At 42.5% G+C, this 16,206-nt stretch carries 17 protein-coding genes; 14 read left to right on the top strand and 3 right to left on the bottom strand.

Annotated elements, in window-relative coordinates:
• Positions 1 to 64: 64 nt before the first annotated feature.
• From ACQ2HE_RS03580 to ACQ2HE_RS03610, 7 genes are all read left to right on the top strand, one after another.
• Positions 65 to 2,707, top strand: coding sequence for an MGH1-like glycoside hydrolase domain-containing protein (locus ACQ2HE_RS03580; RefSeq protein ID WP_430901400.1), 2,643 nt, complete (start codon positions 65 to 67; stop codon positions 2,705 to 2,707).
• Between the two features lie 37 nt (positions 2,708 to 2,744).
• Positions 2,745 to 3,953 (top strand): DEAD/DEAH box helicase, encoded by a 1,209-nt coding sequence (locus ACQ2HE_RS03585; RefSeq protein WP_430901402.1) that lies wholly within the window; start codon positions 2,745 to 2,747, stop codon positions 3,951 to 3,953.
• A 3-nt stretch (positions 3,954 to 3,956) separates the two neighbouring features.
• Positions 3,957 to 4,760, top strand: a complete 804-nt coding sequence (locus ACQ2HE_RS03590; RefSeq protein ID WP_430901404.1) for an N-acetylmuramoyl-L-alanine amidase — start codon at positions 3,957 to 3,959, stop codon at positions 4,758 to 4,760.
• A 574-nt stretch (positions 4,761 to 5,334) separates the two neighbouring features.
• Positions 5,335 to 6,063 (top strand): SOS response-associated peptidase, encoded by a 729-nt coding sequence (locus ACQ2HE_RS03595; RefSeq protein WP_430901406.1) that lies wholly within the window; start codon positions 5,335 to 5,337, stop codon positions 6,061 to 6,063.
• Between the two features lie 4 nt (positions 6,064 to 6,067).
• A complete protein-coding gene (locus ACQ2HE_RS03600) occupies positions 6,068 to 7,144 on the top strand; it encodes an exo-beta-N-acetylmuramidase NamZ family protein (RefSeq protein WP_430901408.1) in 1,077 nt (358 codons plus the stop codon).
• A gap of 168 nt (positions 7,145 to 7,312) precedes the next feature.
• The gene (locus ACQ2HE_RS03605; RefSeq protein WP_430901410.1) at positions 7,313 to 7,693 is read left to right on the top strand and encodes a GxxExxY protein; all 381 of its coding nucleotides are present in this window, start codon (positions 7,313 to 7,315) and stop codon (positions 7,691 to 7,693) included.
• Positions 7,694 to 7,709: 16 nt separating this feature from the next.
• On the top strand, positions 7,710 to 8,165 hold the full coding sequence (locus ACQ2HE_RS03610; RefSeq protein WP_430901412.1) for a DinB family protein: 456 nt from the start codon (positions 7,710 to 7,712) through the stop codon (positions 8,163 to 8,165).
• On the opposite strand, the gene ACQ2HE_RS03615 is transcribed toward ACQ2HE_RS03610, so the two are convergent.
• The 3 genes from ACQ2HE_RS03615 to ACQ2HE_RS03625 form a co-directional block, all read right to left on the bottom strand.
• Positions 8,162 to 8,764 carry a hypothetical protein gene (locus ACQ2HE_RS03615; protein ID WP_430901414.1) on the bottom strand — a complete coding sequence of 201 codons (603 nt, stop codon included), beginning with the start codon at positions 8,762 to 8,764 and terminating at the stop codon, positions 8,162 to 8,164. The genes ACQ2HE_RS03610 and ACQ2HE_RS03615 overlap by 4 nt on opposite strands.
• A 10-nt stretch (positions 8,765 to 8,774) precedes the next feature.
• Positions 8,775 to 10,055 carry a Y-family DNA polymerase gene (locus ACQ2HE_RS03620; RefSeq protein ID WP_430901416.1) on the bottom strand — a complete coding sequence of 427 codons (1,281 nt, stop codon included), beginning with the start codon at positions 10,053 to 10,055 and terminating at the stop codon, positions 8,775 to 8,777.
• Positions 10,056 to 10,165: 110 nt separating this feature from the next.
• Positions 10,166 to 10,600 (bottom strand): LexA family protein, encoded by a 435-nt coding sequence (locus ACQ2HE_RS03625; protein WP_430901418.1) that lies wholly within the window; start codon positions 10,598 to 10,600, stop codon positions 10,166 to 10,168.
• 140 nt (positions 10,601 to 10,740) lie between these two features.
• Here ACQ2HE_RS03625 and ACQ2HE_RS03630 point away from each other — a divergent pair, with 140 nt between their 5' ends.
• The 7 genes from ACQ2HE_RS03630 (at position 10,741) to ACQ2HE_RS03660 (ending at position 16,149) form a co-directional block, all read left to right on the top strand.
• Complete coding sequence (locus ACQ2HE_RS03630) at positions 10,741 to 11,364, top strand: 2'-5' RNA ligase family protein (RefSeq protein ID WP_430901420.1); 624 nt, start codon at positions 10,741 to 10,743, stop codon at positions 11,362 to 11,364.
• 317 nt (positions 11,365 to 11,681) lie between these two features.
• The gene (locus tag ACQ2HE_RS03635) at positions 11,682 to 12,719 is read left to right on the top strand and encodes a PA0069 family radical SAM protein (protein WP_430901422.1); all 1,038 of its coding nucleotides are present in this window, start codon (positions 11,682 to 11,684) and stop codon (positions 12,717 to 12,719) included.
• Positions 12,720 to 12,860: 141 nt separating this feature from the next.
• Entirely contained in the window at positions 12,861 to 13,166 is a 306-nt protein-coding gene (locus ACQ2HE_RS03640; RefSeq protein WP_430901424.1) for a putative quinol monooxygenase, read from the top strand.
• 227 nt (positions 13,167 to 13,393) lie between these two features.
• The gene (locus ACQ2HE_RS03645; protein WP_430901426.1) at positions 13,394 to 14,209 is read left to right on the top strand and encodes a hypothetical protein; all 816 of its coding nucleotides are present in this window, start codon (positions 13,394 to 13,396) and stop codon (positions 14,207 to 14,209) included.
• A 96-nt stretch (positions 14,210 to 14,305) separates the two neighbouring features.
• Positions 14,306 to 14,806: a hypothetical protein gene (locus ACQ2HE_RS03650; RefSeq protein WP_430901428.1), complete on the top strand. Its 501-nt coding sequence runs from the start codon at positions 14,306 to 14,308 to the stop codon at positions 14,804 to 14,806.
• Between the two features lie 250 nt (positions 14,807 to 15,056).
• On the top strand, positions 15,057 to 15,263 hold the full coding sequence (locus tag ACQ2HE_RS03655; RefSeq protein ID WP_430901430.1) for a hypothetical protein: 207 nt from the start codon (positions 15,057 to 15,059) through the stop codon (positions 15,261 to 15,263).
• Between the two features lie 262 nt (positions 15,264 to 15,525).
• On the top strand, positions 15,526 to 16,149 hold the full coding sequence (locus ACQ2HE_RS03660) for a hypothetical protein (protein ID WP_430901432.1): 624 nt from the start codon (positions 15,526 to 15,528) through the stop codon (positions 16,147 to 16,149).
• The last annotated feature ends 57 nt before the right edge of the window (positions 16,150 to 16,206 follow it).

Genomic DNA, 16,206 nt, shown 5'->3' on the forward strand with positions numbered 1-16,206 from the left:
TTTTTCACTATCTTTATACATTCCAACGATTGCCTGCTACATTGGTAGCAACTAAAAAGATTGAATGACAGCAGAACATCAAAGGCTTGCGGTGAATGCCACCAAGCCCATTCCACTGGTACAATGGGGGCCGTATTTGAGTGAACGGCAGTGGGGTACTGTGCGAGAGGACTATAGTCCATATGGAGATGCCTGGAATTATTTCCCTTTTGATCATGCACATTGCAGAGTATATAGATGGGGTGAGGATGGAATTGCGGGGATATCAGATTATTTACAGAACCTCTGTTTTTCTGTAGGTGTATGGAACGGAAAGGATTCCATCATCAAGGAACGCCTGTTTGGATTGGGTAACCGCGAAGGAAATCACGGAGAGGATGTAAAAGAACTCTACTATTACCTCGATAATATTCCTACACATGGATACATGGAGTACCTCTATAAGTATCCGCAGCAAGAATTTCCCTACAAGAAATTAAAAGAAGAGAATGCCCGTCGCGGACGCTTGGAACCGGAATATGAGATTCTGGATACCGGTGTGTTCGACAACGATGAGTATTTCGATGTAATGGTTACCTATGCGAAGCAGAGTGATCAAGACATCTTCGTTCGTATTGATGTAACCAATAGGGGTCCGCAGGCGGCCGATATTCATATTCTACCCACACTTTGGTTTTACAACAGATGGGTGAACAAGCAAATGAATCAGAAGCCTTTGATCAGTGCGATCAGTAAAACGGCAGTGAAAGCTACTCACGAAAATTTGGGTACCTACTACTTCTATTATCAACAGGCAACAGATGCTTGGTTTACCGATAATGAAACCAATACAGAGAAAGTGATGAATGTTCCTAATGAAAGCATTTTTGTAAAGGATGCATTTCACGAGGCATTGATCAACAATAAAAACAAGACCGAGCTGAGGGAAAGGAAGAAGGGAACAAAGTTCGCAGCAGTTTACAAGGGGTCTATTGCCGCCGGAGCAACCAAAACCATTTATTGTAGGTTGAGCAATCAACTTATGGACAATGCGTTTGGCGTGGGCTTCGCGAATATTTTTCAAGAAAAGAAAAAAGAAGCAGACGAATACTATGCAGCTATTCTGCCGAAAGGGATGAGTAGTGAAATGGCGCGCATCCAACGTCAGGCGCTGGCTGGTTTGTTGTGGAGTAAGCAATATTATCATTACGATGTAGAACGTTGGTTAACTACGAGTGATGGTATTACTCCTGTTAGTGAATTGAAACAGAAGGGGCGTAATAATGACTGGAAGCACTTGAAAAATCAGGATATTATTTCCATGCCCGATAAATGGGAATATCCTTGGTATGCCGCTTGGGATCTGGCTTTTCAATGTATTTCGATGGCAGTGGCCGATCCTACTTTTGCAAAGCACCAATTGTTGTTGGTGATGCGCGAATGGTATATGAAGCCCGACGGACAGCTACCGGCATATGAATGGAATTTCAGTGATGTAAACCCTCCGGTTCATGCCTGGGCCGCTATGCAAGTGTACAATATCGAGAAGAAGCAGAACGGCAAAGGCGATATCAATTTCTTAAAAAGGGCTTTCCATAAATTACTCATCAATTTTACTTGGTGGATCAATCGTAAAGATCCACAAGGCGATTCCATCTTTGAAGGCGGATTCTTAGGGCTAGATAATATTGGAGTGTTCAATAGAAGTCATCACTTTAGTAATGAGGTAACGCTCGAGCAAGCCGATGGTACCAGTTGGATGGGAACTTACGCGCTTGATATGTTGGACATGGCGATTGAAATTGCTCAGTACGACGAAACCTTCCAAGATACTGCTACAAAATTCTTCGAACAATTTGTATTGATTGCAGAAGCATTGAATGAGCAGCACTTGTGGAATGAAGAGGACAAGTTCTTTTACGATGTACTGGTAACACAGGGAGCAGATCCAATTCAGTTGAAAATTCAGTCAGCGGTGGGGCTTACTTCTTTGTATGCCGTATCAACGATGGATATGAAGGAACTTGATAACATGCCCGACTTTAAAAAGCGTGTTGCTTGGTTTGAAAACTATCGTAAGAAGAACAATAAGTTCTGGCCCAATGAAGAAACCAGCGATGGTTCGAAAATGTTGCTGAGTTTGGTTCCTAAAGAAAGACTGTTACATCTGTTAGATAAATTATTAGATGAAGAAGGCTTCCTTTCTGAAGGGGGAATTCGAGCTTTGTCGAAATATCATGAGAAGCATCCTTATTCAGTAACGGTGGATGGATGGCAACACAGTATTCAATACGATCCCGGTGATTCTACTTCCGATATGTTTGGAGGAAATAGTAACTGGCGGGGTCCTGTGTGGATGCCGTTGAACTACTTGATTATTCAAGCGATTCACCGATACGGCGAATTTTACGGTGACAGTTTATTGGTAGAATATCCGAAGGGTTCCGGTGAAAAGATCAACCTTATTGAAGTGGCGCATCGTTTAACCAGAAGGGTTATTAGTTTGTTTGAACGCAATGAGAAAGGGGAGCGCAGATGCTATGGCCCGCATAATTGGTTTTACAAGCGTCCGGGTAATGAGCATTTGGTGCTCTTTTATGAGTATTTCAATGGCGACAATGGTTGGGGACTGGGGGCGAATCACCAAACTGGTTGGACGGCCCTAGTTGCGGAGTTGATCAGTGAATATGGACAAGAAGAAGTAGAAAAGAAAGAAACGGCTGTATAATTTCAAGCCGTTTATATCATAATTAAACACAACGCACTTGTATTTTAGTGAATTAAATCTTCACCCTTCATTGATGGAGGGGATTGATGCCAGCGGTTACGAAAAAGCGACACCTGTTCAGGAACAAGTGATTCCTCCTATATTGGAAGGTCGAGATATCATCGCTTCGGCACAAACAGGCACCGGTAAAACGGCCGCCTTTGTACTTCCCATTATCCATAGTTTGTTGGAAAAGCCGATGGACGGTAATGTAGGAGCATTGATTATTGTGCCAACACGTGAATTGGCTATTCAAATTTCTCAACACTTAGAAGGGCTCACCTATTTTACTTCACTAAGTTCCATTGCTATTTACGGTGGTAACGACGGGCAGAACTTTGTGAATGAGAAGAAGGCATTGCAAATGGGTGCAGATATTATCGTTTGTACACCCGGTAGAATGATTTCGCACTTGAACATGGGCTATGTGAACATGGAGAAATTACGTTTTCTGGTATTGGATGAATCGGATCGGATGTTGGACATGGGATTCATGGATGATATCAATCGAATCATTCAGAAACTTCCGGAATCGCGTCAAACCTTGTTGTTTTCAGCTACCATGCCCGAGAAGATTCGTCAATTGTCTCGCGCTATTTTGAAGAATCCGGTTGAGATCAATATTGCCATTTCAAAACCACCGGAGAAAATTGTGCAGAAAGCATTTGTGGTATATGATACCCAAAAGTTAGAACTAGTAAAACATATTCTTGCTACTACTCCTTATAAAAGTGCTTTGATTTTCTGTGGAAAGAAACAGGAAGTAAAGCAATTGACCATGGCTTTGAAACGAGCTAGGTTGAATGTGTTTGATATGCACAGTGATTTAGAGCAATCGCAGCGTGAAGAAGTGATCAACGGATTCACAAGTGGAAGAATCCCAATTTTAGTAGCTACCGATATTTTGAGCAGAGGAATTGATATAGATACCATCGATTTGGTGATCAATTTTGATGTTCCTTCAGATGGGGAAGATTATGTGCATCGCATTGGAAGAACAGCGAGGGCAGAGGCAGATGGTATTGCTTACACATTTGTGGGCGAGAGAGAACAAAATAAGTTTGCAGCTATTGAGCAATTGATTGGAAAAACCGTTGACAAAGGGGAGGTGCCTCAGAGCTTGGGCCCGGTTCCGCTCTATCAACCAAGAGGTAGAAGACAAGGAGGTGGTGATCAAAAAAAGAAGTTCTACTATAAGAAAAGATAAGTTATGAGAATAACAGCAACTGTTCTGATGGGTTTACTGTTTTTTATGGCCTGTTCGAAAGGGCCGTATTCTTCTACTAACAGAGACTATAAGAAGCAGGCCAAGGCCTATAGTAAGTTGTTGCGGATGTATCCATTGGAAGATTCAGTAAGCAATGCGCCTTATTTTGCAGGAACAGTGAATTTTTCGATGCGCCGCCCGAATTTTGTAGTGATTCATCATACTGCGCAGAACAGCTGCGATCAAACGCTTAAGACCTTCACAAAAACGGCTACCCAAGTAAGTGCTCATTATGTGGTATGCAGAGAGGGAACGGTGTTCCATATGTTGAATGATCAATTGAGAGCCTTTCACGCGGGCGTGAGCCGATGGGGTAATACTACCGATTTAAACAGTTGCAGCATGGGCATTGAAATTGACAACAATGGATTTGAACCCTTTACAGAAGCACAGATCAATTCATTAGTAGATTTATTAGGAAGATTGAAACGCGCCTATAATATTCCACAAGCAAATTTTGTTGGTCATGCCGATATAGCACCGGGTCGTAAAGTAGATCCCAGTCGCTTCTTCCCTTGGAAGCAATTGGCAGATGCCGGTTATGGGTATTGGTATGATACTACTACAACCGTAGTTCCTGATAATTTCAATGCCATGCAAGCCCTTCGCATTGTTGGTTATAATATTAAAGACAGTTTAGCTGCCATTCAGAGTTATAAAATTCATTTCTCACCTGCAGATACTACAAAAGTTATTGGTGATGGGGATCGGAAGATATTGGCGGAGTTGGTGAGGAAATACCAGTGAATTAATAATTAATAAGTAATAATTAATAATTGAACAGCCGCGAAGCAGGAACGAGGATGAGAGGAAACGAGGATAGAGGAAATACAGAGAAAGAACAGGGAGAGGAACAGGGGGAATTGAATTAAGAGTTAAGAATTAATAATTAAACGGCCGCGAAGTAGGAACGAGGATGAGAGGAAACGAGGATAGAGGAAATACAGAGAAAGAACAGGGAGAGGAACAAGGGGAATACAGGAATGAGGATGGAGGAGACGGGAAGCGAGGAATTATAGAGAGACTGCCAGCGCTGCGCCGCCGCGGTTCAAAAAAACTTTAGAAGACCAAACCCTTTGCGCTCCATTTTTAACTTCTTCCCCTTTGCGAATAACAAGCAGCGCAGCTGCGCAATACTTAATAACTTAAAACTCAATAACTCAAAACTTGATCTAAAGGGTATCTGTGGTGAAAATAAGAAGAATGAGAAAACGACAATCCCCAGTCGGGTTGCTTTTCGTTTTTTGACCCCTCAAGCAACCTAAAATTTGATACTTTTGATTGCGTATGAGCCAAAGCTCAACTATCAAATGCCTGCACTATGTGTTACGATCTCTCTTTTTTTAGCAATATCAAATTGGTATCAGACTACCTCAACACTAAGGAGCCTCCTTTTCAATTCGAACCAACCTATCACAAAGTAGCCCAAAGCTTTTCCAAATGGCCTGTAGTAGTTAACGATGGGAAGGAGTTGAGTATCGAGTTGTTTGAATGGGGCGTGATTGCCGATTATATGAACACGGCGGAGAAAATCAAAGAATACAGAACCAGCATGGCCAATGCGAGAAGTGAAAAGTTGTTAGATGATAAGCGCTCTGTTTGGCATAAATTAAGAAACCAACGTTGCTTGGTTCCAACAACCGGATTCTTTGAACACAAGGATACCGGTGGCAAGAAAAAAACTCCCTATTTCATCAAAACAACCGATGGCCCGGTTTTCTTCATAGCCGGTCTTTACAACTATTCTCCATTACCCAATCCGGAAACGGGAGAGGTCATTGGAACCTTCACCGTTATTACGCGAGAAGCGAATCCTTTAATGGCGTCTATACACAATGGCGGTCCAAATAGTCATCGAATGCCGATGCTCTTATCGAAAGAGCATTTGTTTAAATGGTTGGATCCAAATTTAACGGATGAAGGCATTCGTAATATACTGAGTTTCGAATTCCCCGATAGTAGAATGGAAGCTTGGCCGGTGAATACGATTCGCACGAGAAAGGCCGACGACGCTTCTGTTATACAACGCATTGATAACACACTTTTTTAAATTCATGGACGAGTTACTGTTTGGTATTGATATTTGGTTGCAAGAGTATACGCATCTTAAGAGTAGGCGCATGGGTTTTGTAACGAATTCAGTAGCGCATACAAGGAACGATGTAAAATCGGTGGATGCACTGCTCGCGAATGGATTTAATGTTGTGAAATTGTTTAGCCCTGAGCATGGATTCAGCGCGGCCGGTGAAGATGGGGTGGCGCAGGCGCACAGTGTATATGAAGGAACGACTATTCCGGTTATTAGTTTGTATGGAGACCGATTGGCGCCGAGCATGGATGATTTAAAGGATGTTGACCTCCTACTTTTTGATATACCCGATGTGGGTTGCAGGTTCTATACCTATCTGTGGACCATGACCTATGTAATGGAAGCTGCCGCCGCCGCGGGAAAGCCTTTGTTTGTATTAGATCGACCCAATCCTTTGGGAGGCAATCCCTCGAAAATAGAGGGCCCGGGCTTAAACGAAAGAAAGTACAGTTCCTTTATTGGACGATGGGATATTCCAATTCGTCACAATAAAACACTGGGTGAGTTAGCCACCTATTTCAATGAAACTAAGCACTTAGGTGTTGATTTAACGGTAGTGAATACTCGAAATTGGGATCGAATGGCTATTGCACCTACTAATTGGATCTTTAGACCTACCTCGCCGGCAATTCCGAATTGGGAAACTGCTATGGTATATCCGGGTATGGGACTGTTGGAAGGCATTGAAGTAAATGAAGGCCGAGGCACTCCCTATCCGTTTCGCATTTTTGGGGCACCTTGGATGAATCCAGTGAGGGTATTGGATGCTTTAAGGTCGAAGGCGTTAGCCGGCGTCCGCTTCGAACATCAATCGTATGTTCCTGAATGGGGATTGTTTGCGGGAGAAGTTATTTATGGCATGCGTATAATAGTGACGGATTATCAGTTGTTTAAGCCGGTTGCTACGGGTATCGCCTTGTTGAAGAGTATTTACGAAGTTCATTCGTACAATGTACCGGAGCGTTTGTACAAGACTGTGGTAAACCCGAGCGGGAAGGGCCATTTGGAAAAGTTACTAGGTTGTAGGTTGGATGAGTGTTAGGGAACCAAGGAACCACGGAACCACGGAGGCACAGAGGCACGGGGTAGTGGGTGTTTGCTTGGTTTTTTAGAGCGTCCGTGACTTCGTGACTTCGTGTCCCTGTGGTTTTGATTGTGCGCTACAACTAAAGTGACGTTTACAATCGCTAAGCTGTATTAGTTTTGTTAGATGACTGAAAACGAAATATGTGACATCATTTTTGAATGTGCATTGAAAGTACATAGAACGTTGGGTCCGGGTTTATTGGAGAGTGTTTATGAAAAATGTTTGGCGATAGAGTTGAAAGCGGCGGGACTAAAAGTAGTTCGGCAAATGCGTGTCCCGATTGTTTATAACGGAGTAGCCCTCGATGAAGGATACCGTATTGATTTAATGGTGGAAGATTCAGTAGTTGTTGAATTAAAAGCGATTTCTGAAATTTTGGAGATTCACCGCGCTCAATTGATTACTTATTTAAGATTGACTGATAAAAAGCTCGGCGTACTGATTAACTTCAATACGGTTTTATTGAAAAATGGCTTTAAGCGAGTAATTAATGGTTACTTTTGAACTATAAAAAATTGACATGAACCCCCACATCAAAGCCCTTCGCTCCGGAAGAAAGTTAGTGCAAAATAGTGTAGACAGTTATTCCTTGGATCAATTGAATAAGATCCCGGAAGGATTTAAGAACAATTTGATCTGGAATGTTGGTCATGTTATTGTAGCGCAGCAGTCAATTGTTTACCGTGGTTCCGGACTACCCCTCTATGTTTCGGATGCTTTGTTCGATCAGTTTAAACCCGGAAGCAAACCGGAGCGAGACCTGACACAAGAAGAAGTGGATCATTTACGGATTCTTTTGCATTCACTACCCGATCAATTGGAAGCCGATTTAGAGAAAGGACTTTTCACTCAGTATACCGAACGTACTACGGTTACCGGCTTTCATCTAGCCTCACTGGAAGATGCGTTGATCTTCAACAATTACCACGAAGGCATGCATATGGGTTACATGTTAGCGATGCGAAAATTGGTTTAGGATTTAATACCAATCACTTCATTGTAACCCACTTCCACCTGAAATTCTTTCCACTTGATGGCAAGGTAAATTTTTCCGTAGCGGTCTTTCAGGGTCACTTTTACGGAATCGTTGGGCTGGTATTTCCACCACCGCAATTCTCGTTCAATGTATTCATTGATGCGTTTTTTGATTAGTTGAGAAGGTTTCCATTTTCGATCCAAAAGGTTCACGTGGATACGATATCCTTCCGGTTGATGGGCTGCTTTTAACAGGCGATCCATGTGTTCGGGGTTGTTGGAATAGTAAAGAAAGCGGTACTTGTCGTGAAATAACAAGCGCATATGGCGTTCTGCGCGCTCACGGTCTGTTTCATGGGCAGTATAATGCGTGAAGAGTAATGGCGTTCTTTTATCATCGCGCCAGCCTTCTCCATCCGGGTAATATTGTCGCACGAAGTACATGGGTTGTTTGGTCATTGCTACCAATAATGGCGGTGTGAGCAGGGCGAAGGAAATAGTGTAGGCGTTATGAAGCTTTCCTGCTGCTTCATTCCCCGATCCCGTTGGGAATGGATCTTCATTGAAAGGTGGTTTTATATAGTCGTCTGCTCCTGTCATAGCAATTATTTTAATGTGCATCGGGTAGTTCTTCCCAACGCGTGGTAAATCGACCGCTTCGCATTTCTTGCCGCATCTTCCAATTTCTGGTGAGGCCACTTGCAGCGTATTTTATGGCATCGTTTCGCTGACTGAAATTGATGTTATCAATGGCATCCATCAAGGCTCGCTTTGATTCAGGCATAGTCGATGCAAAGAGATTGGTTTGAATAGCTGATTCCGGTACAATTTCGCCCAACGTGATCCCTGCTTTGAGGTATTTCAATCCGCGTTCATACAATTGCTCTACTAACGGCATGGCATACTTGATGAAATCATCGGTGTTGTTGGTAGCATGGGGTAGATTGGTGCTTAAGTGACGTGTTTGCGGACTGTAAACATATTTTTCATTAACGGTTCCGTTGGTTACTAAAAACACATCGATGTAGGAAGCGGCGCAATATTGCCTGCGCAACTTTTCTGCTGCTCTGGATGCATAGGTGGCCACGGCTTCTTTTAGATCTTTCAGTTCGGTAACAGTAGTTCCAAACATTCGAGTAGTGGCAATCATCTTTTTAGTTTCAAGTGGATCTTTCATGGGGATGCAGGGTTCGCCGTTGAGTTCCCGGATGAGTCGAGTGCCTACTACGCCTCCAAGGTTTTTCCGCGCCCATTCGATAGGCATGGTGCTTAGCCGAAGTCCGTTGTCGATTCCAAGATTTCTTAGTTTCAATGCGTATTGTCTTCCTACACCCCAGATGTCTTCAATGGGGGTGCGTTCCAGTGCTTCTTTTATTTGTTCGCCGGTTTGCAATACCATTACGCCTCGGCTTCCTTTCTTATCTTTTTTCGCCAATCGGTTTGCTACTTTGGAAAGCACTTTACTGGGTGCGAGGCCTACCGATACTTTGATACCGGTCCAGAGTTCAACGGTGTCTTTGAATTGAAAGGCCAGTTGCGTCAGTTGGTCGGGTTGGAATTGAGCGAGGTTTACAAAGGCTTCGTCTACCGAATACACTTCTACTTGTTTGGTACTGGTGAGGAAGCGGAGGGTTTCCATCACGCGTTTGCTCATATCGCCATAAAGGTGATAGTTAGACGAAAAAACGGCTACTTTGTGTTGTTCAATGATGCCACGGTTTTGGTAATACGGCGCGGCCATTCCCACGCCCAATTGTTTGGCTTCATCGGTGCGGGCGATGATACAGCCATCGTTATTGCTCAATACCACAACGGGTTTGTTCCAGAGATCGGGTCGGAACAAACGCTCACAAGAGCAATAAAAGGAGTTACAGTCTACAATGGCGAACATGTGTATTTGCCTGTTTTAACTAGTGATGACGATCGAATGGTTCGGCTAAAGCCCAATGCCTAAGGCCTAATACCTAACACCTAAAGCCTAATACCTAAAACCTAGCCTCCTTAACCCAACGGATGAATAGCATAAGTAACCACGCCCCATACGGCGAAGTCGGTGAATTCGGCGAGGTTAATGGTTTTGTAGCGGCTGTTTTCCGGAATGAGGAAGGCGGATGTAAAGTTTTTATGGAAGCGTCGGATCAGCAGTTCTCCGTTGAGAACGGCCACGATGATTTTTCCACTCGTTACTTTAATGGATCGGTCTACGATGAGTACGTCATTATCGTAGAGGCCTGCATCCACCATGGCATCGCCTTTCATTCGAAAGAAGAAGGTAGCGGGTTTGTTTCGAATCAGTTGTTCGTTGAGGTCTATTCCGCGTTCGGCATAGTCGTCGGCAGCGGCGCCAAAGCCGGTGGCATTGGCGGTATAGACATCTTGTTGCGTGAAGTCTTTAGAGCCGCGATAGGCGGCTCCGTAAAAATTTTCCCCATCCATAGAAATTAAATTTTGCGTGTACTAAATTATTTAGTATTTTTATGCTAACAAAATTTGCAAGGACATTTTTTTCGGATGTGGATACGAGGAAAGTGAAGCTGCAAGTGGCTTACCAATTACTTACACAAAACGGATGGGTTATGACAATGAACACAACAGCGATGCCCGGCTACCGGGTGTATGAGTACCTTGTGGTACTGCCTTTAGCGGAAGCTTTACGTCAGAAAGTGATGATGGTTCGAAAATCTTTTTCGGATTCGTATAAGACGCCGATGAATTGGATGTCGAAGCCATACATTGGCTTGGCGAAGTTCAAGCAGTATGCGATGATGGAAGATCGCTTATTGAATCGGCTTCGAACGGTGACCATGGGTCATCATCCGTTTAAGGTGCAGTTGCAAAATTTTGGAAGTTTTCCTTCACATACCATCTATATAGGAGTGGCGAACAAGGGTCCGGTGCAGGAATTGGTGAAGTCCATTCGTTCGGAAGCGCAGCGATTGATGAAAAGCAGCGACAGTGAGAAGCCTTATTTCATGTTAGAACCTACGGTTACTATTGCGAACAAACTAAAGCCTTGGCAATATGAGCAAGGTTGGGCAGAATACAGTCAGAAATCGTTCAGTGGTCAGTGCATTGCCGATGCGGTGTTGGTGCTGAAACGCCCTGAAGGAGGGCTGGCTTGGCAAATTGTTGAGCGCATGGAATTGAAGAACATGCCGGTGCAGGTAAGGCAGGGCGATTTGTGGGGAATGGTTGCGTGAAGAAGCAGGGAAGAATTAATAATTAATAGGTAAGAATTAAGAATTGAACAGACGGCAGTCAGGTGAATTGAATGTCAGAGGTCAGTGCTGAGAAAGTAGCGCGGGTAATGGGTGCAGATGGTTGCTGAGCGATCAGCGGAGCCTGGTAGAACTGGGTGTTGAAGCACGCAAATTGGTGGCGCCTATCAAATAAAAGAGGAGTGCATTACCCAATAACCCGGTGAGGGTTGCATATCGGTAAATGGGGAATGGGAAATGGGGTGAACCGGTTGGGGCGGAAGAAAATGGCATTTATTAAATCGTATTAATCCTTTTACATGAGAGGTGCGCAGATCAATACACCGAATCGGTTTTTGAAGACCACTTTATCAAAAGAAGAGGTGGACGGGATAGACGATTTTACGGAAGAGGCATTGGCTACACAATTTATAGAGCAGGAGGCAAGGAGCATCGTGAACAAGGTTGAAAGTCCGGATGTGGGTATGTATTACAGTATGAACCCCTATGCGGGATGTGAACACGGATGCGTTTATTGTTATGCGCGCAATGCGCATGAGTATTGGGGTTATAGTGCGGGAATTGATTTTGAACAAAAAATAATCGTGAAGAGAAATGCTCCGCAGCTCCTGCGAAAGTTTTTGATGAAACCAGGTTGGGATGGGACGCCCTTGAGTATGAGTGGTAACACTGATTGCTATCAGCCTGCAGAGCAACGATTTCGGTTAACCAGACGATTATTGGAAGTGTGCAACGAGTTCAATCAGCCGGTAGGCATCATAACCAAAAATGCAGGTGTTTTAAGGGATAAGGATCTTTTGATTGCAATGGGTAAGAAGGGATTGGTATCGGTGCTGATGTCGATCACTAGTTTACATGAGCCGCTGCGAAGAGTGCTGGAACCTCGAACTACAACGGCTCGTCAGCGGTTGCGTGTATTGAAAGAACTCAGTGAAGGCGGCGTGAAAACCGGTGTGATGTTGGGTCCTATGATTCCGGGACTGAATGAGCAGGAGATGCCTGCTATTCTAAAAGAAGCTTCGGAAGCCGGAGCAAGTTTTGCCTCATACACATTTGTTCGCTTGAATGGATCGGTGAAGCTCTTGTTTCACGACTGGCTTTACAAAACCTTTCCCGATAGGGCCGATAAGGTATGGCATTTGATAGAGTCGGCACATGGGGGAAAAGTAAACGACAGTAGATTCGGAGAACGAATGCGTGGTGAAGGCCCTATTGCTGAACTAGTGAATCAACAATATAAAAAGTATACCCAGCTGTATAAGTTGAATGGGGAAGAATGGGAATTAGACAGTAGCAAATTTCAAATTCCGGGTGGACAAATAAAAATGCCATTTTGAGAATTCTAGTGGTGGTATGGATTTTGGAATTGTATTTGTTTGGTGCTTGTGCAGAAGATGGTAGATCAATTTGGATGATGGCTTGGTTCAAGTAGTTGAGAGCCATTCAATCTTAATTTTTTAATTTTTAATTGTATTCAAATGTATTTACTACACGGAAAGCTTTCTACAAAGGAAGGGAAGCGAGATGCCATGGCAGAAGTACTCCTTGAGGCTTCTGAAAAAATGCAGGGTAACGGTGGCTGTCATTTGTATGCGGTAAGCATTGATCCGGAAGAACGCAATACGGTGTATGTAACGGAGATATGGGATAGCAAGGAAGATCACGATAATTCATTGAAGAATCCGGAAGTGAAGTTGATGATTACGAAGGCCATGCCATTGATTGAAGGGATGCCGCAACGAGGACAAGAATTGAAGGTTCTTTCTCCAATGGCTTTCAAGTAGGCTTTTCAAGTTTCTATAGGTCCTAGCTTGTTTTGTTAGTGCCGTTGAGCTCGAAGCGTTCAATAACAACCACCTTTATTGTAGTAAGTTTTGGTGAATTTTGTTGTTGACGCTTCGAGTTTTTTTGTTGTAGGCCACAACCAGAACTGCTTTTGTTCGCTCTGTCAATTTGATTTGCAGCTTAGTTTTGATTTGCATGCGCTATTGCATGAATTAAAACCTAAAGTATGAACAACCCATTATCTTCTAAAGACCTGCAAGTTGAAATTGACGCTCTCAAAATGAAAATGATGTTAGAATTCGGAATGCGATTTCCGGACAGCCCCGGTGAAATTCCAAAAACCGTTGAATTAAGTTTCCTCCAAAATGTATTGAAGTACGAGCAAGCACATGCTTGCCGCGATTTTATTCCAATTAAAGATCGTTTGGGAATTAAGACCGTTTTTCCTCCGGCAACTGACTACAAAGACCAGCCGGAAAAGTTAAAGGAGTTAAACAAAGAACTGATTGATTGTTTAATGGCAAATTTTATTCAGTTAGAATACGATGAAACAGTAACCGATGAGGAACTGTATCAGTTTATTACAACAGAGATCATGGAAATGCCCGTGATTCGACAAGTGATTCCCGGCTATTTTACTGTATTTATGTACGATGAGTTTCATTTTAACGTGGAAAAAGAGTTGAAATACATTGCTTGTGAGAATGTGATCAAAGCTATTTATTCCAAGCTAGAATTGTGGAACTTGATGCCTTTTGCATCTCAAGGATTGACTTTTAATGATCGCAAATTCGATTCAAGGGATAACTTTGCAAAATTCATCCGTGATTTTAAAAATAGTTATGAGGATATTGAGATTGAGGAGTTGGACGCCCTGGAGCTTGTAGCTGATGAAAAGCAGGGTGTGGTAAAGGGGAAAATGCAAGTAGTGTTGCATCTCGATCGAGAACAAATTCATCAAAAAGGGGACTGGGAAGTGGGGTTCGAATGTGACGAAACCGGAATCTGGAATGCCAAGGGATTTCAGTTTACGCTGCGTTAATAAGCTAAAGCTTCTTATTTTGCACGTGAAAAGCGGTACTTGTTTAAGTAATTTCAATTGCCGCTTTCTTTTTTATTTAAACTAAAAAGCGTCTCATTGTCACTAGAATATTCAAAAGGTAAAATGCTTCATTACAAGCGAACTGAAAAAGCGCCGTCATTTAAGTTGGCAGATTTGCTGTATCTAAGAGGCAAATATGAGTTTTGCTTTGTTGATTCCACCGGATTTGAGAAAACGCTTCTTTTAACGCAAAAAGACTTGCCTATAAAAGCCGGCGATGAATTGATCATCGTTTGGGATGGGGAGCTTCCCATTGCATATATTGATTCAAATAGAGAGTATTTCTTGATCTATCCCAATACATTTTCTGAATTACACTTTTCCGGCCAATACAATTGGCGCTATTTAATGGTGTATACCATCATTGCCATGTTTGTAATTGGTATTAGTGCGGAAACCATGGAAATTAAAATTCCTGCAGTTATCACCCTTGTGCCATTGGTATTTTACTCATTTGCTCGATTTATGTTTGTAGCTATGAATGCTCGATTGGCTAAAACAATTGAAAATGAAATACTTGCACGATTTAATTCCTAAGGGCAATGGGTATTTCGATGAAAGGACGCTAGTTTTCATCTTTTGATGGGGTAATTGGTCATTGAATTCTGATAAAGTTGTATATTTGAACTGTTAGAGCAATCCTGTATTGTTCTCCAATCCTCTCCTTCGAATCTCCTACTGTTGGTCGTAGCTCACAATTCGGTTATTTCATTATTAGAATCAGACAATTTCGTTGATCGTACACAAGGTTGATTTTGATAGTAGCATATCATCAAACATCAAGTGTATGAAGCAATCTAGTTTAGTGCAACCCCTGTTAGGTTTTTTTGTGTTTCCTGCGTACATCATCGGGCTTATTTGGGCTTGTGGTGTTTCAGAAAACAAAGAAAGTGATGCGTCCATTGCAAAGGAAAGTATTGAGTCGCAAGTGGCTGTGAAAGATTCGAGTTCCCTATCGAATGTTAAATATGTGGTTAATTACAGTAACTATTAAACCTCTCATAGGATTTATAGTCGTAGTTTAACCATTAATGTTATTACCTCTCCACAAAGTACATAGTAGTAGCCTCTTATTTCAGTGATTTTAAGTAAGCTGATCTAAATGAGGTTTAAAGGTGATTGATGTCACATTTGTTGTCAACTAATGATTACAGTTTTGCTTGCAATAATTCGTACTGTTAGGTCAACTCCATGAATTTAAGTCAGAGCCGGCTGCCGCTGAATGCGAATTATTATTTAAAGCAAAAAAGTAGTCGATGAAGTATTTATTTTTACTCTCCGTAGTTTTCTTGGTGTCTTGCGAAGCAAAATTTGAGGTCGAGACCGGATCGAGCAAGCCTGTGGTGCCTTCTAAGGAAAATTATTCCATTCATTTCTCCTCTCAGTCTGAAGGAAATTCAGAATTTCGACTTGAAGACAAAGGAGATTCAGGTATTCTCACCATTCAAGTAAAGAATAAGAAGATTACAGGGGCCCAAGGAAACGGTCGTTATGTATATCAACAAAAGCTGACCGATCAGGTGAAAGAAAATTGGAAGCTTTACCTTGATAGCCTCCTTTCAGTGGAGTTGATCGATACCGGTATGAATGTTCAAAACGGATTGGATGTGTCCTTCGAACGAAGTGATTCGAAAGGAAAATTGTTTATGGCTATTGGACAAGTTCGCGATGAAGACGGTTGGTACTTCAGAAGCTCTCAAGCCATTTTAGTTAAACTTCAAACTGCCATTAATGATCCTGTACTTACTCCGTATTTTCATTCGCTGGCCAATTACTATAATGACTCTGTTCAAACTCGATCGAAAGTAACTATGGAAGAGTTAAGGGAGGCTGAAAAATCGGCGGTTAAATCAAAAAAAGGGAACACTCGAGCATTCTAACTTGGAAATGAATAGTTTTGCAGTGTGAGAAAACTTTTTCTTATTCCGAGTCTCCTT

It is taken from the genome of Endoryza foliicola, from assembly GCF_050589245.1.
GTDB lineage: Bacteria > Bacteroidota > Bacteroidia > Chitinophagales > Chitinophagaceae > Endoryza > Endoryza foliicola.